The sequence below is a fragment of the Williamsia muralis genome (genome assembly GCF_051487485.1).
Taxonomy (GTDB): Bacteria; Actinomycetota; Actinomycetes; order Mycobacteriales; family Mycobacteriaceae; genus Williamsia; species Williamsia muralis_B.
This window is the reverse complement of sequence record NZ_JAHVCV010000013.1, coordinates 23953-43570: the sequence shown is the minus strand read 5'-3', so window position 1 is coordinate 43570 and position 19618 is coordinate 23953. Positions and strand designations below refer to the sequence as shown.

General features: G+C 62.9%; 17 protein-coding genes. 10 read left to right on the top strand and 7 right to left on the bottom strand.

The window, feature by feature from the left end; all coding sequences use genetic code 11:
• Positions 1–42: 42 nt before the first annotated feature.
• The 3 genes from KXR83_RS25055 to KXR83_RS25045 are packed head-to-tail and all read left to right on the top strand — an operon-like array spanning position 43 to position 1927.
• Complete coding sequence (locus KXR83_RS25055; RefSeq protein WP_023955837.1) at positions 43–990, top strand: cytochrome c oxidase assembly protein; 948 nt, start codon at positions 43–45, stop codon at positions 988–990.
• On the top strand, positions 987–1607 hold the full coding sequence (locus KXR83_RS25050; RefSeq protein WP_023955836.1) for a TlpA family protein disulfide reductase: 621 nt from the start codon (positions 987–989) through the stop codon (positions 1605–1607). Before KXR83_RS25055 ends, KXR83_RS25050 begins: the two co-directional genes overlap by 4 nt.
• A gap of 23 nt (positions 1608–1630) precedes the next feature.
• On the top strand, positions 1631–1927 hold the full coding sequence (locus tag KXR83_RS25045) for a TMEM128 family protein (protein ID WP_038252460.1): 297 nt from the start codon (positions 1631–1633) through the stop codon (positions 1925–1927).
• 67 nt (positions 1928–1994) lie between these two features.
• Here the strand turns inward: KXR83_RS25045 and KXR83_RS25040 are convergent, their stop codons facing one another.
• Positions 1995–2918, bottom strand: a complete 924-nt coding sequence (locus KXR83_RS25040) for a cation diffusion facilitator family transporter (protein ID WP_023955835.1) — start codon at positions 2916–2918, stop codon at positions 1995–1997.
• A gap of 197 nt (positions 2919–3115) precedes the next feature.
• Between KXR83_RS25040 and ctaD the strand changes: the two genes are divergently transcribed.
• Entirely contained in the window at positions 3116–4894 is a 1779-nt protein-coding gene (gene ctaD, locus KXR83_RS25035) for an aa3-type cytochrome oxidase subunit I (RefSeq protein WP_437427114.1), read from the top strand.
• 122 nt (positions 4895–5016) lie between these two features.
• Positions 5017–5703, top strand: coding sequence for a TlpA family protein disulfide reductase (locus tag KXR83_RS25030; protein ID WP_235189436.1), 687 nt, complete (start codon positions 5017–5019; stop codon positions 5701–5703).
• Here KXR83_RS25030 and KXR83_RS25025 read toward each other — a convergent pair.
• Together KXR83_RS25025 and KXR83_RS25020 are read right to left on the bottom strand one after the other, a co-directional pair.
• Positions 5700–7805, bottom strand: coding sequence for a cytochrome c oxidase assembly protein (locus KXR83_RS25025; protein WP_023955833.1), 2106 nt, complete (start codon positions 7803–7805; stop codon positions 5700–5702). The genes KXR83_RS25030 and KXR83_RS25025 overlap by 4 nt on opposite strands.
• A 142-nt stretch (positions 7806–7947) precedes the next feature.
• On the bottom strand, positions 7948–9186 hold the full coding sequence (locus tag KXR83_RS25020) for an Nramp family divalent metal transporter (protein ID WP_437427119.1): 1239 nt from the start codon (positions 9184–9186) through the stop codon (positions 7948–7950).
• A 207-nt stretch (positions 9187–9393) separates the two neighbouring features.
• On the opposite strand from KXR83_RS25020, the gene KXR83_RS25015 reads away from it, so the two are divergent.
• Positions 9394–10569 carry an ATP-binding protein gene (locus tag KXR83_RS25015; RefSeq protein ID WP_023955832.1) on the top strand — a complete coding sequence of 392 codons (1176 nt, stop codon included), beginning with the start codon at positions 9394–9396 and terminating at the stop codon, positions 10567–10569.
• A gap of 26 nt (positions 10570–10595) precedes the next feature.
• Here the strand turns inward: KXR83_RS25015 and lspA are convergent, their stop codons facing one another.
• From lspA to KXR83_RS25000, 3 genes are read right to left on the bottom strand one after another with little or no spacing between them, the layout of a single operon-like run.
• Entirely contained in the window at positions 10596–11126 is a 531-nt protein-coding gene (lspA, locus tag KXR83_RS25010) for a signal peptidase II (RefSeq protein ID WP_023955831.1), read from the bottom strand.
• Positions 11123–13084, bottom strand: a complete 1962-nt coding sequence (locus KXR83_RS25005) for a heavy metal translocating P-type ATPase (protein ID WP_437427113.1) — start codon at positions 13082–13084, stop codon at positions 11123–11125. The genes lspA and KXR83_RS25005 overlap by 4 nt, the downstream gene beginning before the upstream one ends.
• Complete coding sequence (locus KXR83_RS25000; protein ID WP_023955830.1) at positions 13077–13460, bottom strand: ArsR/SmtB family transcription factor; 384 nt, start codon at positions 13458–13460, stop codon at positions 13077–13079. The genes KXR83_RS25005 and KXR83_RS25000 overlap by 8 nt, the downstream gene beginning before the upstream one ends.
• A gap of 74 nt (positions 13461–13534) precedes the next feature.
• On the opposite strand from KXR83_RS25000, the gene KXR83_RS24995 reads away from it, so the two are divergent.
• On the top strand, positions 13535–15844 hold the full coding sequence (locus KXR83_RS24995; protein WP_437427112.1) for an MMPL family transporter: 2310 nt from the start codon (positions 13535–13537) through the stop codon (positions 15842–15844).
• Between the two features lie 450 nt (positions 15845–16294).
• On the opposite strand, the gene KXR83_RS24990 is transcribed toward KXR83_RS24995, so the two are convergent.
• A complete protein-coding gene (locus KXR83_RS24990; RefSeq protein ID WP_023955829.1) occupies positions 16295–16561 on the bottom strand; it encodes a metal-sensitive transcriptional regulator in 267 nt (88 codons plus the stop codon).
• A gap of 169 nt (positions 16562–16730) precedes the next feature.
• Between KXR83_RS24990 and KXR83_RS24985 the strand changes: the two genes are divergently transcribed.
• Genes KXR83_RS24985 through KXR83_RS24975 form a run of 3 tightly spaced genes read left to right on the top strand, consistent with a single transcriptional unit; the run spans position 16731 to position 19590 of the window.
• Entirely contained in the window at positions 16731–18884 is a 2154-nt protein-coding gene (locus KXR83_RS24985) for an MMPL family transporter (RefSeq protein ID WP_023955828.1), read from the top strand.
• Positions 18885–18910: 26 nt separating this feature from the next.
• Complete coding sequence (locus KXR83_RS24980; protein ID WP_031331613.1) at positions 18911–19141, top strand: YgaP family membrane protein; 231 nt, start codon at positions 18911–18913, stop codon at positions 19139–19141.
• A 38-nt stretch (positions 19142–19179) separates the two neighbouring features.
• Positions 19180–19590 carry a DUF302 domain-containing protein gene (locus KXR83_RS24975; RefSeq protein WP_437427111.1) on the top strand — a complete coding sequence of 137 codons (411 nt, stop codon included), beginning with the start codon at positions 19180–19182 and terminating at the stop codon, positions 19588–19590.
• The last annotated feature ends 28 nt before the right edge of the window (positions 19591–19618 follow it).

Genomic DNA, 19618 nt, shown 5'->3' with positions numbered 1-19618 from the left:
GCGGTAGCAGGCGGTGCGGGCAGAAGGGTACGGGCACAAGAGATGAGCGGTGCGTTACTAGACCTGCCGCAGGCTCCGCCGAGCATTCTTGCCATGCTCGGCTGGGATCTGCCGACAATTCCGCTGCTCCCTGCAGTGGGCGCTGGGATGGGTGCCGCCTACGGCATCGGGTTGGTGTACCTGCACCGGCGCGGTCAGCGGTGGCCCTGGCATCGTTCGGTGAGTTTTCTGGCCGGGTGCCTGATCCTGATCGCGGTCACCGGGCTGGCCATCGAGAGTTATGGTGTCGGACTGTTCAGCGCATTCATGTTCCAGCACATGACCTTATCCACCTTGGTGCCGCCGCTACTGGTCCTTGGCTCGCCCGGGTTGCTGCTCTTTGCCGTGGTGCCAAACCAGGGGAGGGGCAGAGATTTCCGGCGGGCCACACTTCGCTTGGCCCGGTCATTACCGAGCCGGGTGTTGCTGCACCCGGGCTTCGCGATCCCAGTGTTCTTGTTCAGTTTCTACGGGCTGTATTTCTCGCCGATCTTCGATGCTCTCAACACCACGTGGGTTGGCCACACTGCCATGGAGGTGTTCTTCCTCGTCAGCGGGCTGCTGTTCATCATCCCGATTCTCTCGATTGGTCCGCTGCCGCGACGGCAATCGAACATCGGCCGACTCCTCGACATCTTTTTGGAGATGCCGCTGCACGTGTTCTTCGGTGTGGTGTTCATGATGTCGCCGACCGTCCTGGTGGCCAGCTTCGCCGACCCCCCGCCGCAGTGGGGTATCGATCCGGTCGAGGACCAGTCCGTGGCTGGAGCGCTGGCGTGGTCCTACGGCGAGCCGGTGGCGTTGCTCATCGTGCTGGTCTTCGCGTCCCGGTGGCGCCGCGATGAAGAGAAGATGTCCTCTGCTGCCACCGCGGCCCAGACCGCACAGCACGACGACGAGCTCGAATCCTACAACCGTTTTCTTCGTCAGTTGGGAAACAGCAGCCGATGACCACCACGACATCGTCACCAGCGCCGCGCAACAGGTGGCAATCCACCAGTGCGGTGGTGGCGGCCCTCGTACTCGTACTCGTACTCTCCGGGTGCGGTACCGGTGATGATGCCGTCCGCCAGGGCGATTCGTTCGAGTTCGTCTCTCCGAACGGGCAAACAGTTATCTTCTACGATCCTCCCCCCAGCCGCCAGAAAGTCGCCGCGCTGAGGGGACCGGATCTGTTCGCTGACCAGAACACCATCCGCCTGACCGACTACACCGGGCAAGTGGTGGTCATCAACGTGTGGGGATCATGGTGCGGGCCCTGCCGCGCCGAGGCCCCGGTACTCGAAGAGGTCTACGCCCAGACCAAAACTCGCGGGGTTGCGTTCCTGGGGATCGACTTTCGAGACCGCAAAGAAACCGCCCGCGATTTCGTTGTCGACCGCGCGGTGACGTATCCATCGATCTTCGATTACGACGGACGTACCCTCGCCGCGTTGGGAACCCCGACCTCAGTCGTGCCCACCACCGTTGTCTTGGACCGCCAGCACCGGGCGGCCGCAGTGTTTCTGCGAGCAGTCACCGCCGCAGACTTATTACCCGTCGTTCAACGCCTGGCCGACGAAACTTAATCCCCTGTGAAAGGCCCTCTGCTGTGAACAATGACGACGTCAGCAAGTCATGGAATGACCCCACCGCCCTACGCACAGGCGGTGCCTACCTCGCGGCCGTCATGATCGCAGGGCTAGCCGCAGTGATCCTGTACAACAAGACCGGTTGGCCGGTCTGGGGTTTCGGTGCGCCGGCGATCTTCTTCCTCGGCGGGCTGGGCGCATTCGTCCAGACCTACCGCGTCTGGAAGCGCGGCGGTACCTGGCCGATCTGGCAAGGGCTCGGCTGGTTGCTGCTCATGACCATGCTGGTCGCCCTCGGGGTCCCCGACATCAGCTGACCTCGTTCGGCTATCGGCGCACCAGTACACAATCGGCCAGCGCCGGGTGGGGCAGTGGGCTGCTCATTCACCACGACAAGTCGTGGCAGCCCGACCCCTGCGCGGGTTCGACTTGAACGGTGGCGTGCTCGAGGCCGTGCTGGGTGGTCAACATGTGCTGGACCGCTGCGAGCACCAGGGCGGAGTCGGCATCGGGTGCGATCACCACATGAGCCGAGGCCACCTCCATGCCCGAGGTCAGCGTCCACACATGCAGATCGTGGACCTCGATCACTCCCTCTACGGCGACCACGTCCTCGCGCACCGCGTCGACATCAATGCCTGCCGGAGCATGCTGAAGCAAAATGCGCAGCGCACCCCGGGCAAGGGTGAACGCTCGCGGCAACACGAACAGGGCAATACCGACCCCGATGAGCGGATCGGCGTACCGCCACCCGAACACCGCCGTGAGCACCCCGCTGATCAGCACGCCCACCGAGCCGATCATGTCGGCCATCACCTCGAGGTAAGCGCCCCGAACATTGAGACTCTCTTTGGCGCCAGATCTCAACAGCGCGAACGCGGTCACGTTCATCACCAGCCCCACCACCGCGACCGCGATGACCGGCACCCCCGGAACTTCGGGCGGATCGGAGAGCCGCTGGGACGCCTCGTACAAAATCCAGGCGGCGACCGCGAACAACAGCACCGCATTGAACAACGCGGCGAACACTTCAGCCCGGTATAGGCCGAAGGTGCGATCAGCTCGAGCGGCAGCTCGCTGAGCCACCATCACCGCCACCAACGCCATCGCCACCCCGAGCACGTCGGTAAATACATGCGCTGAATCAGAGAGCAACGCCAGCGACGACGTCGCCAATCCCACAATCACCTGAGCAAGGAGGGTCATAAGACCCAGACCCAACGCCATCCACAGGCGCCGCACATGGCGTCCAGATGCACTGGCCGCACCCCCAGGCTCAATGCCGCTGTGCGAGTGTCCGGCCCCCATCACCACTCATTACGTAGTCGTATGCGCATGCGTGCAAGTATGGCGGGAAGGCGGCCGCGCCGCAAATACTATGGTTGATAGTATGAGGGCCACCCACTTCGGTCCGCTGCTGTCTGACTGGTCCGACTGTCGACCACTAACTACTATGCTGCATAGTAGTTAGTGGTGGTAGTCAATCGCATCAGTTGGGTGGAGTCATGAGCTTGTTGGATCGTCCCGTGGAGCTGGTCCCGTCCCGTCCATACCCGGACAGGACCGGTCGCAAGGGCTCGTTTCTCTACAAAATGCTCACCACCACCGACCATAAAACGCTCGGAATCATGTACCTGGTGGTGTGTTTCGCGTTCTTTTTGATCGGCGGCCTGATGGCGCTGCTGATCCGTGGCGAACTGGCCGCGCCGGGGCTGCAGTTCTTGTCCACCGAGCAGTACAACCAGATGTTCACCATGCACGGCACGGTGATGCTGCTGATGTATGCCACCCCGATCGTCATCGGATTCGCCAACGTCGTTCTGCCGTTGCAGATTGGCGCTCCCGATGTGGCGTTCCCACGGCTCAACGCGCTGAGTTTCTGGCTGTTCTTGTTCGGGTCCAGCGCAGCCCTGGGTGGTTTCCTCACCCCCGGCGGCGCCGCCGACTTCGGGTGGACTGCCTATACGCCACTCACAGATGCGGTGCACTCACCGGGAGTAGGCGCGGACCTGTGGATTCTAGGGCTGGTGGTCTCAGGGTTGGGCACCATCTTGGGGGCGGTCAACATGATCACCACGGTGGTGTGTTTACGCGCCCCAGGTATGACCATGTTCCGGATGCCGATCTTCACCTGGAATATTTTGGTCACCAGTGTGCTGATTTTGCTGGCATTTCCGCTGCTCACAGCAGCATTGCTGGCTTTGGAGTTCGATCGGCAATTCGACGGCAACATCTTCGATCCCGCCAATGGCGGCGCGCTGCTGTGGCAGCACTTGTTCTGGTTCTTCGGCCACCCCGAGGTGTACATCATCGCCCTGCCATTTTTCGGCATCGTCTCAGAGATCTTCCCCGTCTTCGCCCGCAAACCGATCTTCGGGTACACCGGATTGATCTACGCCACGTTGGCGATTGCGGCGCTGTCAGTGGCGGTGTGGGCCCATCACATGTATGCCACCGGCGCCGTGCTCCTGCCGTTCTTCTCGTTCATGACGTTCCTCATCGCTGTACCCACCGGCGTGAAGTTCTTCAACTGGATCGGCACCCTGTGGAAAGGCAACCTCACCTTCGAAGCGCCCATGCTGTTCTCGATCGGGTTCCTGGTCACCTTCCTGTTCGGCGGTTTGACGGGTGTGCTGCTAGCCAGCCCCCCGTTGGACTTTCAGCTCTCCGACAGCTACTTCGTGGTCGCACACTTTCACTACGTCCTATTCGGCACCATCGTGTTCGCCACCTACGCCGGCGTCTACTTCTGGTTCCCAAAGATCACCGGACGCATGATGGACGAACGGCTCGGCAAAATTCACTTCTGGCTGACCTTCATCGGATTCCACACCACCTTCTTGGTGCAGCACTGGCTCGGCAACGAAGGCATGCCCCGCCGCTACGCGGACTACCTACCTTCGGACGGATTCACTGCGTTGAACATCGTGTCGACAGTGGGAGCGTTCATCCTGGGAGCCTCCACACTGCCGTTCCTGTGGAACGTTTTCCGCAGTTACCGCTACGGGGAGATCGTCACCGTCGATGACCCCTGGGGTTTCGGCAACTCGCTAGAGTGGGCGACCAGCTGCCCACCGCCCCGCCACAACTTCACCGAGCTACCCCGAATCCGTTCCGAGCGGCCCGCATTCGAGCTGCACTACCCTCACATGGTCGAGCGAATGCGCGCCGAAGCCCACGTCGGCGCCCACAACAAGGTGGCCAGCACAAAAGCCGAACGCGCTCGTCGTGACCCGCTGACCGTAGGGACGGCCGAGTCCTCCACCGAACCCAGTGCCGACTGAGATTGCAGCACAATGACGGGGAGCAACCGCAAGGAAGACGCCCCAGCGAACCTGTCGTGGCAGGGTCGGCCTGCAGCTGTCAATCAGGTGATGACCGCGAGAGGACGGTGAAGGCGACGATGATGCCCCGTGTTCACGTGTCGGGCTCGGCCCGGTGGTCGATCGCCGCACTCATCGTCATTGTGGCCATGATTGTGGCGATCTGGCCCCGGGCCACCGAGACTGCCTCAGAGCCAGTCGATCCGGGAGTCAACCCCAGTGCGCCACTGCCCGGCATCAACGCGGACGTCAGCGAGCAGGACATGGCCCAGGCCCGCGAGCGGGCGGCCCTGCAACCCTGCCCAGTCGGTGATGGCACCCCGCCCGCGCCAGGGTCAGCGTTGACCGGAATCGTCCTGTCCTGTCTCGCCGACGGCGCCACCGTGGACCTGGGTAGCGCTACAGCCGGGCGACCGCTACTGATCAATATCTGGGCGCACTGGTGCGGGCCGTGCCGCACCGAGCTGCCGGTGGTTGCCGACTTCGCCGCCCGAGCTGGTGACCGAATGCGGGTGCTTACCGTTCAAGGGCGGGAGGGTTCGCAAAACCCGCTGCTGTCACTGAATTTGCTGATCGAGACCGGCGTGAACCTACCGACTGTCGTCGATACCGACGCCCGACTTGCCGCTGCGCTGTCGGTGCCCCGTGTCTATCCCTGCACCGTGCTGGTCCGCGCCGATGGAACCGTGGCCGCGGTTTTGCCGCAGGTGTTCGAGTCGGCCGACGAACTCGCCGACGTGGTCGGCCAGCACTTGGGCCTCGAACTCTAGCGACGCTCAGGGGGTTCTGACTGTGCGTCGGCCGGCGGCTGGGGCGACGCTGTGGGTGCGGCGGTGCTGGTGGAATCAGTCGCGGTCACCGGGCGGGTCGAGGGGCCGGCCATCTGCGCCAACATCGCGTTGTAGCTGACTAATTCGGCATTGTGATCGCGATCTTCACGGCGATCAAAGCGGGTGGCTTGGCGTTTATCCTGGCGAGACCACTGGACCAGCAACGCCAACATCACGAGCACCAGTGGGATTTCACCGGCCGCCCATGCGATACCTCCGCCCAAACGTTGATCGTTCAGCTGATTCGGGTTCCACGGCAGCAGAAGGCTGTTGTAGTAGGTGCGGGCAATGACGCTGTCGGTACTCATCAACGCAACACCGAAGAAGGCATGAAAAGGTAACGAGCCGAACACCATTGCCAGTTTTGTGACTGGGGATAGCTTTCGTGGGGCCGGGTCGATCCCGATCACCACCCAGTAGAACAGGTACCCGCTGAGCAGAAAGTGCAGATTCATCGCGACGTGCGCCGCATGGTATTCAGTGAGGACGTCGAAGAGCCCACCGAGGTACAGCACGTAATAGCTTCCGACGAACAGCACCGACGCCACCAGAGGATGGGTCAACAGCCGCGAGAACGGGCTGTGCAGCACGGACAGGATCCACTCGCGTGGGCCGGGGGGAGAGGACCGGCCAGCCGGCGCGATGGCCCGCAGCGCCAGCGTGACCGGTCCGCCGAGGACCAGGAGCACCGGCGCCAGCATCGACAACATCATGTGCGCGATCATGTGGATGCTGAACAGGGCCGGAGCGTACTTGCCCAGGCCTGATGACGTCGCGAATAGCACTGCGGCACAACCCAGCAGCCATGCGATGGTGCGCCCCACCGGCCAGGCATCACCCCGTTTGCGGAGACGGTGGACCCCGCGCAGGTATAGGGCGGCCATGACGATCGCGAGGGTGCCGAACAGCAGATCAAAGCGCCAGCCGACGACGATCTCACCGAACGTGGGTGCCTGGTCGAGACGGTAACCGAGGATCAGTTCGGTTGCCGGCATCTCTGCGGGATTCACATTCTCTGGCGGCGGTGTCCGCGACAACCCGACAGCGATCCCGAAAGTTGCTGCGAATATCAGCAGTTCGACGACGGCGAAGCGAATCAATGGTTGACGGTCGCCGCCGTTGCCGGTTACCGCCGGAATTGTGATGCGCCGGTGCCAGGCACCACAACCACCCAGTAGGAGCAGCGCTGCGACTTTTGCTAGGACCAGCTGTCCGTAGGTGTCGGTGAACAATTGGTCCAGGTGCACCCGGATGAGTGCGTTGATGACTCCACTGGCTCCGACGACGACCAGGCACCCCAGGGCGATTCGGGAGTAGCGCCGGACCGCGAGTGCGGTGAAGTGGCCGTGTCCGCGAGCATAAACGAGGACTGCGAACAGACCGCCCATCCAGATGCATGCGCCCACGATGTGCAGGATCAGGCTATTGGTCGCGATGTCGTGGCTGCCGCCGGTCGAGGAGTGGCCGGCCAGGGCTGTGGGCATCAGGGTCAGCAGAGCCAGCGGGAACGCGACCAGCGTCCACGTCCACCGGAGCGCGATCCGTGTAACAACCGCGCACATCAGGGCGAACAGCGCTGTCCAGAGCCAGGATCGGGCGTCGGCGACCTGGTCGACCGCAGTGAGCAACCGGTCGACTGATACCACTTCCGATACCGCGAACCCGGTCGTGTCCGAGACGGTCAACGGGACCATCAGCAGCGCGCACACCATCCACACCACTGCGCCCACAGCAGCAGACCGCAGCGCGCGGTACCCCCCGACATCGAGGACCCCGTCTGATTGCGGGGGAACAAAAAATGCGGCAAACAACGTTCCACCAACAGCGACCACTGCACCTATCTCACCCATCGTCTGCACCGCGGGCAGACCGTAGCGAGTCAGAATGCCCGGATCGCCGACCCCCACCAGATCCAGCACGGTACTGGCAGAAATGGCCGTCACCGCAATCGCCACAGCCGCCCCGACCCAGGCCAGCGCCCACCCGATGCTCGCTGCTGCCGCACGTCGAACGTCGATCGAATCGGCGGGCGCTGTACTCATCCCACCAGCGTAGGCACCGCGGCGAACCTGGAGAAATCGCCGGTGGCCGACACTAAGAATGGTGGTGTAGGAGCGTCGATGTAGGCGAAGCCGGGCTCTGCAACACCACGAGCACAGTGGTCGAACGGGAGCGATCGCTGCTCTAGCCCAGAACAGTCAGATAGATCAAGGCAACGCTCAAGACAATGATCACCGCCGCGGTGAGCCAGGCGAGAGAGCTGGTGACGTGGTGGTTGGTGTCCTCACCCATCAGTGCACGGTCACTGGTAAATCGCACCAGCGGAACCAAAGCGAAGGGGATGCCGAACGACAAGATGACCTGAGACACGATCAGGGCCTGGGTGGGGTCGATACCCACGGCAAGGATGGCGATGGCGGGAATCAACGTCACCAGCCGCCGCACCACGATCGGTATCCGGCGCTGCAGCAACCCATCCATGATCATGGCGCCGGCATAGGCGCCGACAGATGTCGATGCCAGTCCAGACGCAAGAAGACCCAAAGCGAACAGCAATGCCACGACTGGCCCGAGGGTGTCCCCGATAGCCTCATGGGCGCCTTCGATGGTGTCGACGTCGTCTCTGCCTTGCAGGTTGGTGGCTGCTAGCAGCAGCATCGACATGTTGACTGCCCCTGCTAACAGCATGGCCAGTGCCACATCGACGCGGGTCACGCGGAGCAGTCGTCGCCGCAGTGGTCCAGGCCCGTTGACACCGTGGCGGTCTCGCACCAGTCCCGAATGCAGATACACAGCGTGGGGCATAACCGTGGCACCGAGCATCGCCGCGGCCAACATCACGCTCTCGGTTCCCTCGAAACGTGGAATGAGGCCCTCAGCTGCCGCGGCCGGCGACGGCGGTTCAACGACCACACTGGTGAGGAACCCAATCGCGATAACCGCCAACAACCCAATGATGACCCGCTCGAACGGGCGTTGGCCGCTACGGTCTTGCGCCAGCAACAGCCCCATCGAGACCAACCCGGTAATCACCCCGCCCACCAGCAACGGCAGATCGAACAGCAGATTTAGTGCAATGGCGCCGCCGACCACTTCAGCCAAATCGGTCGCCATCGCCACCAGCTCGGCCTGCACCCAATACCCGAGCCGAGTCGAACGAGAAGAACGGCCGCGCACCGCTTCGGGCAACGACATACCCGTGACCACACCCAACTTCGCTGATAGATACTGCACCAGCCCGGCCATCACATTCGCGGCCACGATGACCCACACCAGCAAATACACGAACTCTGCGCCAGCGCTGATGTTCGATGCGACGTTGCCGGGATCCACATAGGCGATCGCTGCGACGAAAGCAGGCCCGAGCAGCGTTGAACTCACCCGAACCCGGGCCAGCCGGGGACGCACTCCACTCGTTGCCACCACAGCGCCCTCCTGTTCGATGCCCGCAGTCTAACGGGTAGCCGAAACTATATATTCGGCCACCCGAAACCGCAGCGAAGGGCTTATGTCGAGGGTGACAGTGCGTGCACCTACTACTGCGTCCGGACAGCAGGACGGACTGTAAGGCCGTATCGGAGCGTATAAGTCGTGGCGTTATACAACCCCATACTTTGCTAGTGTCTGCTGGTGGAATCTGGCCTTAATCCGTTTACGCCCGGTTCGGGTACACGACCACCCGAGCTGGTGGGTCGCACCCGGGAGCTCGAGCGTTTCGATCTACTGGTCGCCCGGGCCAAACAACGCCACTACGACCGAGGGTTGATGTTGCAAGGACTGCGGGGAGTCGGCAAGACCACGTTGCTGGCGACCATGGCTGACCAGGCGCGACGTAACGATTGGGTCGTTGTCGAGGTCGAAGCGCAGACGAGTCAGGAAGGCGCCGAAGCGCTGCGCAGGCGTATCTCCAAAGACGTCATCCGTGCGCTGCGCCGCCGCAAGTTCGCCCGGCCGATCGTGGACCGGCTCCGGGCGATGACCGAGGAGTTCTCGGTGTCGGCGACTGCGTTCGGCACCGGGGTTAGTGTGTCGAAAGCCGCACCGCCTCCGCAGGCATCGTTAGGGGTCGAGTTCGAAGATCTCGTTGAAGAGTTGTGCGATGAACTCCGCAAGGAGGGCAACGCATTCGGGCTATTCGTCGACGAAATGCAGGAACTCGAGGCCCCGCTGCTGCAAGTCTTGTTAGCAACCCAGCACCGTGCCGCTCAACGGGGATGGCCGTTCTTCGTGGTGGGGGCGGGACTTCCGAACCTCCCTCAAGTGTTGGCTGATGCACGGTCCTACGCTGAACGCCAATTTGACTACCGCACCATCGGACCTGTGTCTAAGGATGAGGCGCGGGCGGCCATTGTCGCGCCGATTTCCCGGCTGGGTCAGGCCGTTACCGACGAGGCCGCTGACTATGTGGTCACTGCCAGTGCCGGCTACCCGTACTTCCTGCAAGTCTTCGGCTACGAATTGTGGCGTGCGGCAACAGAATCACCGTTCAGGCTGCTTGAAGCCGAAGATGCGGTGAGCACCGGCCACGCCTCCCTCGATGCCGGTTTCTACAGTTCACGGTGGCTCCGTGCGACCGAGACCGAACGGCGGTATCTACACGCCATGGCGGTGAGCGGCACCGATCAGCCACGGTCGTCTGCGATCGCCACAGCGCTGGGCAGCTCCATGCAGTCGGTGGCACCGCACCGCGACGCCTGCATCAAGAAAGGCCTGATCTGGGCGCCTGAACGCGGAGTCGTGGCATTCACCGTTCCGGGCATGGCCGAATTCATTCGCCGCCAGAACAACACTGGTGCGGCGCACTGACCCTACAGGTGGTGGGCCAGTAGCAATTAGTTGTTGTTTTCGGATGTGCGGGTGAAGCCGGGTTCGAATAGAACGGTGAGGACTAGGACGACTACGCCGCAGGTGATGTAGGTGTCGGCGAGGTTGAAGGTGGGCCACCACCCGGTGTGGAAGTAGTCGGTGACTTTGCCGTCGAGGAGACGGTCGATGACGTTGGCGGCGGCGCCAGCGATGATGGCGGCGAAGCTGATGGTCTGCAGCATTCGTTGCTCAGATGCGGTGCGCCAGGCATAGATCGCGAAGCCGAGGGTGATGAGGCTGGTGAGGGCGAGGATCACCGCGGTGGGCAGCTGGTTGCCGAGGCTAAAAGCGACCCCGGTGTTGTAGGCGAGGTCGAGTTGGAGCAACCCGAGGTCAATAGTTCGGCCGTCGGATAGGGCGTTTCGGGCGATGGGATCGAGGATGAGTGCGACGGCGGCCAAGGTGGCGGCGACCGCGACCAGGACTCGCCGCCGCTGTGGTGCTGGTGCCACCACGATCGACTGATCGTGGTGGGCGGCGTTGTCGTCAATGTTCATAGTGTGGTCTTTGCTAGTGGGCGGTCGGCGGTCGTCGAGTTGTCGGGAAGGTGCAGACGTGTGGTGCGTCCCGCGCGCACCCCGTTGCCGATGACGACGATCTCCGCGATTTCATGGACGAGGACAACCGCAGCAAGGCCTAAGACGCCGAATAGGGCCAGGGGCATCAGGACGATGATGATGGCCAGGGAGAGGCCCACATTTTGCAGCATGATGGTGCGTGATCGGCGGGCGTGGGTAAGGGCAGAAGGCAGATGACGCAGGTCTTCACCCATTAGTGCGACGTCTGCGGTTTCGATCGCGACGTCAGTGCCCATGGCGCCCATGGCGATACCCAAATCGGCGGTGGCCAAAGCGGGAGCGTCGTTGACGCCGTCGCCCACCATGGCGGTGGGTTGGTGGGCGCGCAGCGTGTCGATGATGCGGGCTTTGTCCTCTGGCCGTAGATCGGCGTGCACGTTCTCAATGCAGGCTTGTTCGGCCAGCGCGGCGGCGGTGCGCGCGTTGTCACCGGTGAGCATGGCCACCGAGTAGCCATCGCGGCGTAGACCAGCAACCACGGTGGGTGCTTCGGGTCGAAGTTCATCGCGCACGGCAATGGCGCCGATGACGGTGCCGTCGCGTTCGATGAGTACGGCCGTGGCACCTGCTCGTTGCATGCGATCGATGTCATCGCTCAAGGCGCCAGCCTCGATCCAGCCCGGCCGTCCCAGCCGAACAGGGTGGCCCTCGACAGATCCGACGAGGCCGGCGCCGGTGACCGCGTCCACGTCGTCGGCGGGAGTGACCGGGTCAGCGGCGGCAGCCAAAATGGCGCGGGCGAGGGGATGTTCACTGCGCGCTTCGAGCGCCGCAGCGACGGTAAGTACCTCGGCGCGTGAGGCACCACCGGTGGTCGTAATGTCAACGACTGAGGGCTGATTGCGGGTCAGGGTGCCGGTTTTGTCGAGCGCAACGGTACGGATTCGGCCGAGCGCCTCGAGGGCGGCGCCCCCCTTGATCAAGACACCGAGTTTGGAGGCGGCCCCGATCGCGGCGACCACGGTCACCGGTATCGCGATCGCCAGCGCGCACGGCGAGGCGGCAACCAAGACAACCAAGGCCCGTTCAACCCACACTCGCGGGTCTCCGAAGGCACTGCCAACACCGGCGATGACACCGGCAGCGATCATCACCGAGGGAACCAACGGGCGGGCGATCTTGTCGGCCAGTCGCTGGGCCTGGCCTTTGCGGGACTGTTCGGCCTCCACAATCCGCACAATTTTGGCCAGAGAATTGTCGTGCGCAGCAGCAGTGACCGTCACTTCCAGGGCGCCGGTGCCATTGATGAAGCCGGCGTAGACCTCGTTACCGGGTCCCGCTTCGGTTGGAACCGACTCACCGGTGATCGCCGAGGTGTCGAGCGCAGTGTGTCCGGAACTGATCGTGCCGTCCGTGGCAAGACGCTCACCGGGTTTGACGATCATGGTGTCGCCGACCACGAGGTCGGTGGGGGACACGAGGAGTTCACGGCCACCGCGTCGCACGGTGGCGGTGTCCGGCACGAGCGAGAGCAGTGCCCGCAAGCCTCGGCGGGTCCTGGTAACGGCGTATTCCTCGAGTCCTTCGCTGATCGCGAACAGAAAAGCGAGCATGGCCGCCTCGCCGACTTCCCCGAGCATGACCGCCCCGACCGCGGCGATGGTCATCAAGGTGCCGACCCCGATCTTGCCTCGGGCTAGTCGGCGCAGTGTGGAGGGCACAAACGTGTAGCCGGCGATAACCAGCGCACCCACTTGCAGTCCCACTTCGAGATATTGGGGGCCTTCGATCACGCTGGTGATGAGTGCTGCCACGAGCAATATCCCAGCGACGATCGCAGCTTTGATCTCTAGGACCTGCCACCAGCGTGCAGGGTCGGCGCCGGCTTCGTCGTCCTCGGGGGCTTCGTCGTGGCCGCAGCCGCAGGCATCACTCATCGCCGCTCACTCCAGATGCGACACCGTAATTCGGGCATAACGTGACCGCATTGCCCGTTGCTGCGAGCAGGGTTTCCGCTGACGCCAGCAGATCCATCAGTTCAGGGCGCGACAGTGAATAGAACACCTGGCGGCCCTGGGGCCGGCCCTGTACGAGGCCGCAATCACGTAGACACCCCACGTGGGCTGACACCGTCGACTGCGCCAAACCGAGCTCGGCCACCAAGTCAGCCACCCGGGCCTCCCCACCGGCCAGTTGCCGCACGATAGCCAAACGTGTTGCGTCCGAGAGACTGTGGAACAGCGCAACTGCTGCATCGACACGTGAGTCCGCGTCTACTGTAGTCGGCGCACACCCATCACTTTTAATCGCCATGCGACGATGATAGCCGTTGTCGCCGATCTTCAACAGGTCTATTCATCGTTGATATTCGATGTTATCGTCCGAATATGGTGAAAGTCACAGTGGCGACGCCGCCACGCATCGGTCTAGCCCCTGGCTCGGTGTTGTCTCGGTGGGGCAGATGGGTGAGCCGGCGGCGGTGGCCGGTCCTGGTGAGCTGGGCGTTGATCATCGTGGTCTGCGCGATGGCGTTCGGGCCACTGGAGCGGCGTTTGACGGCAATGGATTTCGGGATTGCCGGGTCTGAGTCCGAACACGTCGACGCGATCCTGGCGCAGCACTTTCCTCAATTGGGGGCCGAGCAGGACGTCATCGTCTTCGACGGAGCCGACGTGTCCGTGGATAGCCCTGAGTTCCGTCAGGTTGTCGACCAGGCGATCGCGGCAGCTCGTTCGGTGGAGGGTGCGCGCGAGGTGACTGGTCCCTACGACGTCGGTGGGCAACAGCTGGTGTCGCCGAATGATCGTGGTGTAGCTGTAGCGCTGGTCGGAATCGACGGTGACATGGCGGACCGGGCCATGGTGGCACGCACCCTCCAACATGAGCTGTCGCGCTTTGATAGCCCGCAGATCAAGGTCGCAGTCACCGGCTACTCACCAATCCAAAACGACGCCACCGAGATCCAGAACAGCGACGCGCAACGGGCAGAGATGATCGGTATCCCAGTGGCTTTGATTCTGCTGGTCATTGCACTGGGTGCGGTAACTGCCGCGGTGGTGCCGGTTGTGGCGGCGCTGGTGGGATTGTTGCTCACGGCAGGCACGTTGTTTGTCCTCACCGCAGTGACCGACTTTGACTCGCTGACGATGTCGGTGGCCACGATGATCGGCATCGGAGTAGGTATCGACTACGCCATGTTCATCGTCAGCCGTTACCGCGAAGAACTCAACGCCGGCGCAATTGTTGACCGATCCGACCAAGACAGGATCGACGCCGCCGTCGCCCGCACCCTGGCGACCACGGGCCGCACGATTCTGGCGTCGGGGGTGATCGTGATGATTTCCCTGGCCTCGCTGGTCGTCATCCCAGCCCCCATCTTCCGGGGGATTGCTATCGGCGTCGCTACGGCAGTCACCGCCATGCTCGTCGTCGGCCTATGCCTGCTGCCTGCATTGTTGGCCGTGCTCGGCCCCAGAATTAACTGCGGGCAGACGCCACGCCGATGCCAACCCGCCGAACTATCAGCTGACCTGGACGACGCCGCCCGGACACGGTGGGGCCAGTGGGCCTACCGAATCATGAAACGGCCGGCGCTCTACGGCAGCATCGCCGTAGCAATCCTGCTGCTTGCGGCGCTCCCGCTGACAGGCATTCGCTACGGGCTGGACATGGGTACAACCTCACTGTCCGATACCCCATCGGGGCAAGCCGCAGCCACCCTCACCACGCACTTTCCTCCCGGCGCACTGTCCCCAGTGGAAGTCGTAGCCACTGACACCTCCGGCGGGCCACTCACCGACGCCGGCCACAACGCCGTCGCGCGGTACCTCGACCAAGCACAAGCGGATCCGCGGGTAGCCGCTCTCGGACCTTCCACCATCAGTGATGGTCGACTGGCTACCTCGCTGATCCTGTCGGTGCCGTTCGATTCCACTGCAGCTACCGACCTCATCGCTGACTTGCGAAGCAGCGCACGACAAGTCGGGGCAGACTCGGACATCCTGATCGGTGGCAGCACTGCCGAGTTCGTCGACCTCGACAACGAGATGACCGCCAAATTGCCGATCGTCATCGGCCTGGTGCTGACCGTGTCCTTCCTTTTCCTGATCGTTGCTTTCCGCAGTATCGCACTGCCACTCAAGGCAATACTGATGAACTTGCTGGCCACGGGAGCGGCACTCGGCATCACCGTGGTGGTGTTCCAGTGGGGCATCGGTGAATCGCTGCTCGACTTCACCAGCCCCGGATTCATCCAAACCTACCTACCGACACTGGTATTCGCGGTCCTATTCGGTCTGTCGATGGACTACGAGGTATTCCTCATCGGCCGGATGCGCGAATACTGGGCCGCCACCGGCGACAACCAACACGCCGTGGCAGCAGGTCTCGCTCACACCGCCCGACCCATCACCGCAGCCGCAGCCATCATGGTCGTCGTCTTCGGCAGCTTCATCACCGCAAACATGCTCGAACTCAAACAGATCGGCTTCGCCCTCGCCATCGCCGTAGCCATCGACGCCATTCTGGTCAGACTCATCCTCGTACCCGCCCTCATGCGGCTACTCGGACAATGGAACTGGTGGCTCCCAGCCCCTCGACGTCTGTTAGACCGCCAGCCCCAACGATCGGCAGCAGCCGAACGGATGCACGGGATCCGGGATGGGGCCAGCCCGCAGGACCACAACCTCCCTGACTAGTGATCGCCCGGCCCTCCCGACTGTGGAGATGGGCATGTCGCGCAGGCCCTTCACGGCAGGGATGTGGCAGGTGGCCCGTGAACTCGCGGTACCCATATCGCCGACGTAGACGGCGCTGACCTACCGATTAACGAGTCGGCATCGGCCCGGTTGGGTGAATGGCGGGATCGGTTGTTCGATCGCTTCGAGCTGCATCCACAGAAGCCGGCGATCTTGGCACTGAACCCGGTACCCGCGTGCCCAACTCAACCAGGTCGCCGGCATGATTGTGGGCTCCGAGCGCTAGCGCCTGGTGGCCACTGCGCGGACCGGGATCGCAGCCGCATGCCACCGACGTTGCATTCCGTAGCAGCGTATTTCGCCCCTTGACTGCAGTAGTCCAAGGGGAATGCTCCTATCCCGTGGCCAGTCCACGACGTCGCTGCCTGGTTATGGACATGGGCACGGCCGTCAGGCTAAGGCGAGAAACAGTTTCTCCAGTTCGGCTTCAGTCAGGGGCGGTTGGTCGCCGTCGGCGCCATTGATGCATTGACGCATCCCCGATGCAACGATTTTGAACCCGGCGCGGTCGAGAGCTCGGGACACTGCAGCCAGTTGGGTGACGACGTCTTTGCAGTCGCGGCCTGCTTCGATCATCGTGATCACCCCGGAGAGTTGTCCCTGTGCCCGGCGGAGTCGGTTCAGTACAGCCGCCATTGATTCTTCGTCATCGGTCACGGGACATGCCTCTCTGTCTGTGTAACAAGTGCCAGGGTACCCCAGGGGGTATGGGAACGCGATCCGATCGGGGGTTGACCCATTGATACCCCCGGGGGTACCTTCGGGTTGTGAATAGATACCCCAGGGGGTATCTAGCCCCGGTATCTCGGAGAAAAGGATCAATTGCATGCCCGCCATCTCGACCACCGATCAGCAGCCCAGTTCGCCACCGACCTCAGCGCCTGGTCTGCTGGGCCGGTGGGGTTCGGCGATGGCCGGGCGATCCCGCTGGGTCTTCGCCGTCTGGTTGTTGGTGCTCGTCGGTCTCGGGGCGGCTGCGCCATCGGTGTTTTCTTCCTTGGCCGGTGCCGGATGGCAGGCCAACGGGTCTGAGTCGGTGCAGGTGCGGGAGCTGGCGGGCCAGCACTTCGGCGGGAACTCGTCGGCTGCGGTGCAGGTCGTCATTCATTCTGACCGGGACACCATCAACAGCCCGGTGATGCAAGAAACGATCGCGAATGCCACGACAGTGTTCGGCGGTGACTTCCGGTTCGGAGCGGTGGTGCCCCCACAACCGGGGATGACGATCAGTCCGGATCAGCACACCGGCATCTTGATCGCCGGCGCGAATGCGAACACCGACGACATGGTTCGGGCTGTCGGCGAGGTCAAGGGGGAGCTCACCAAGCTCTCGCGTGATGGTGTCGAGGTGTATCCCACAGGGGCCTCGGCCTTGTGGAGCGATTTCAATAAGGCCAACCATGACGCGATGATCAAGGCCGAATTGTTCTCGTGGCCGGTCACTCTGGCGATCATGGTTTTGGCTTTCGGTTCGCTTGTGGCCGCGGGGCTGCCGTTGCTGCTCACCATCGCGGGCCTGGTCGCGTCGGCCGGTGGCCTCGTTTTGCTTAATCAGGTGACGCCGATCTCGGTGTGGGCTATGAATTTTGCGATGATGTTCGCCCTCGCCCTGGGCATCGATTACGCGCTGTTCATCGTCTCCCGATTCCGGGACGCTCTCAGACATCACACCAGCAAGGCTCATGCGGTCGCCGAAACGATGGATACCGCCGGTAAGGCTGTGGTGCTGTCGGGTTTGACCGTGCTGGTGAGTTTGTCGGCGGTGTTGCTGGTGCCGGCGCCGGCGGTGCGGACGATGGCTGTGGGCATCATGCTCGCGGTGACGTTTGTTCTCGCGGCTACGTTGACGTTGCTCCCGGCCACGCTAGGCGCACTGGGTCCGAAGGTGAACGCTGCTTCGCTCCCGTACGTCAAACGCCAGCAACATCGTTCGCCGTTGTTCGAACGGTGGGGCAAGATCCTGCACAACCACCCGTGGCCGTTCGCACTCGGCTCGCTGGCGGTGTTGATCGCGCTGGCTATTCCGGTCATCGGGCTCAAGGTGGCTATGCCGTCGATCTCGGTGGTCCCCGAGGAGGCACCAGTGCGTCAGGGTTATGAACTGGTTCAGCAGCAGATGGGGGAGGGAGCCCCCGGCATGCTCCAGATCGTTGCACCTTCAGCACAGGCGCAGCAGGCTGCCACGGCGGCGGCACAGACCCCTGGTATCAGCATGGTCACCCCTGCGCTACCGGCGCTCGACGGCACCGACTACGTGTTGTTGCAAGCACTGCCTGCGGTTGATCCCTCCGATGCCCAACTAGGCACTATTGTCGATGACCTGCGCCACGGACTCCCCGCTAATGCGCTGGTCGGCGGCGCCCCGGCCGAGAACCTTGATCTGCAACAGGCTCTCAACGACTACTTCCCGCTGATCGTCGGCATCATCTTGATCCTCGGGTTCGTCCTACTGTTGGTCTCGCTGCAAGCCCCACTGATCGCCTTGATCGGCACCGTCGTCAGCCTCCTGTCGACGGCGGCTGCGTTCGGTGTCGCCAAGCTAATCTTTCAGGACGGCCACCTGTCCGGGCTGCTTGGGTTCACCCCGCAAGGGTTCCTCGACGGCTGGGGCCCGGTGTTCTTCTTCGCGATGATCTTTGCCATCGCCATGGACTACACCGTCTTCCTGCTCGCCACGGCCAAAGAACACTTTGAACGCACCGGCGATGCCGATACTGCGCAGATCGACGGCATGGCTCATTCGGGACGCATCATCTTCGCCGCGGCAGCGGTGATGGTCGCAGTGTTCTTCACCTTCGCACTGGCAGACCCGTTGCCGCCCAAAGAGATGGGCATCATCCTCGGTGTTGCCGTTCTGCTCGACGTAGTCCTGATCAGGCTCATGCTCCTACCAGCACTGCTCCGGATCTCCGGACGGGCAGCATGGTGGTCACCGATCTGGCTCCGAAAGGTTCTGCCCGCCATCTCGTTTTCCCACTAAGCACCCACCAGAAAGGCCTCTACCCGATGAACACCCGAACAACTTCCGCTAGGTGGACGGTCGACCGAGCAGTGCCACTTCTGGCAGGATTCATGATTCTAGTGAGCCTGGCCCTGGCTACTGGCCTGTCGACCTGGTGGCTGCTGCTGACCGCCTTCGTAGCGGCGAACCTGCTGCTCTTCGCTGCCGTTGGCTGGTGCCCAGCCAGCCTGCTGATGCACCGCCTGGGACTACCACGCCGCACCGAACTCCGCTGAATCCGATCAAGTACACCCCGCCCGGAAGGAAAACTATTATGGCACTGTCCATCTCCACTGTTCTCCACCTCCCGTTCGACGAGGCAGTCGCACGAACCCGCGCCGCACTGGCCGACCAAGGTTTTGGGATCCTCACCGAGATCAACGTCAAAGACACCCTGAAAACAAAGCTCGATGTGGACATGGAAAACTACCTGATCCTCGGTGCCTGTAATCCACCTCTGGCCCATCGCGCACTGGGAGTCAATCGCCAGATCGGTCTGCTGTTGCCCTGCAATGTCGTGGTCCGCGTTGACCCCACCAATCCATCGAACTCGATCATCGAGGCCATGAACCCCGACCTGATGGTCGAGGTCTCCGGAGAAGCCGAACTTGCGCCGGTGGCCACCGAAGCGTCCGCCGAACTCTCGGCCGCTATCGCCGCATTGGAAGCGGCAGACTCCCAGTGAGCCAACACGTCCAACAGTCCGTGACCTG

What these genes read in the sequence shown, in the direction of transcription:
- KXR83_RS25055 (WP_023955837.1), top strand. Translation starts at nt 43, where the DNA reads ATGAGCGGTGCGTTACTAGACCTGCCGCAGGCTCCGCCGAGCATTCTT.
- KXR83_RS25050 (WP_023955836.1), top strand. Translation starts at nt 987, where the DNA reads ATGACCACCACGACATCGTCACCAGCGCCGCGCAACAGGTGGCAATCC.
- KXR83_RS25040 (WP_023955835.1), bottom strand. Translation starts at nt 2,918, where the DNA reads ATGGGGGCCGGACACTCGCACAGCGGCATTGAGCCTGGGGGTGCGGCC.
- ctaD (WP_437427114.1), top strand. Translation starts at nt 3,116, where the DNA reads ATGAGCTTGTTGGATCGTCCCGTGGAGCTGGTCCCGTCCCGTCCATAC.
- KXR83_RS25030 (WP_235189436.1), top strand. Translation starts at nt 5,017, where the DNA reads ATGCCCCGTGTTCACGTGTCGGGCTCGGCCCGGTGGTCGATCGCCGCA.
- KXR83_RS25025 (WP_023955833.1), bottom strand. Translation starts at nt 7,805, where the DNA reads ATGAGTACAGCGCCCGCCGATTCGATCGACGTTCGACGTGCGGCAGCA.
- lspA (WP_023955831.1), bottom strand. Translation starts at nt 11,126, where the DNA reads ATGAACATTGACGACAACGCCGCCCACCACGATCAGTCGATCGTGGTG.
- KXR83_RS25005 (WP_437427113.1), bottom strand. Translation starts at nt 13,084, where the DNA reads ATGAGTGATGCCTGCGGCTGCGGCCACGACGAAGCCCCCGAGGACGAC.
- KXR83_RS25000 (WP_023955830.1), bottom strand. Translation starts at nt 13,460, where the DNA reads ATGGCGATTAAAAGTGATGGGTGTGCGCCGACTACAGTAGACGCGGAC.
- KXR83_RS24995 (WP_437427112.1), top strand. Translation starts at nt 13,535, where the DNA reads ATGGTGAAAGTCACAGTGGCGACGCCGCCACGCATCGGTCTAGCCCCT.
- KXR83_RS24985 (WP_023955828.1), top strand. Translation starts at nt 16,731, where the DNA reads ATGCCCGCCATCTCGACCACCGATCAGCAGCCCAGTTCGCCACCGACC.
- KXR83_RS24980 (WP_031331613.1), top strand. Translation starts at nt 18,911, where the DNA reads ATGAACACCCGAACAACTTCCGCTAGGTGGACGGTCGACCGAGCAGTG.
- KXR83_RS24975 (WP_437427111.1), top strand. Translation starts at nt 19,180, where the DNA reads ATGGCACTGTCCATCTCCACTGTTCTCCACCTCCCGTTCGACGAGGCA.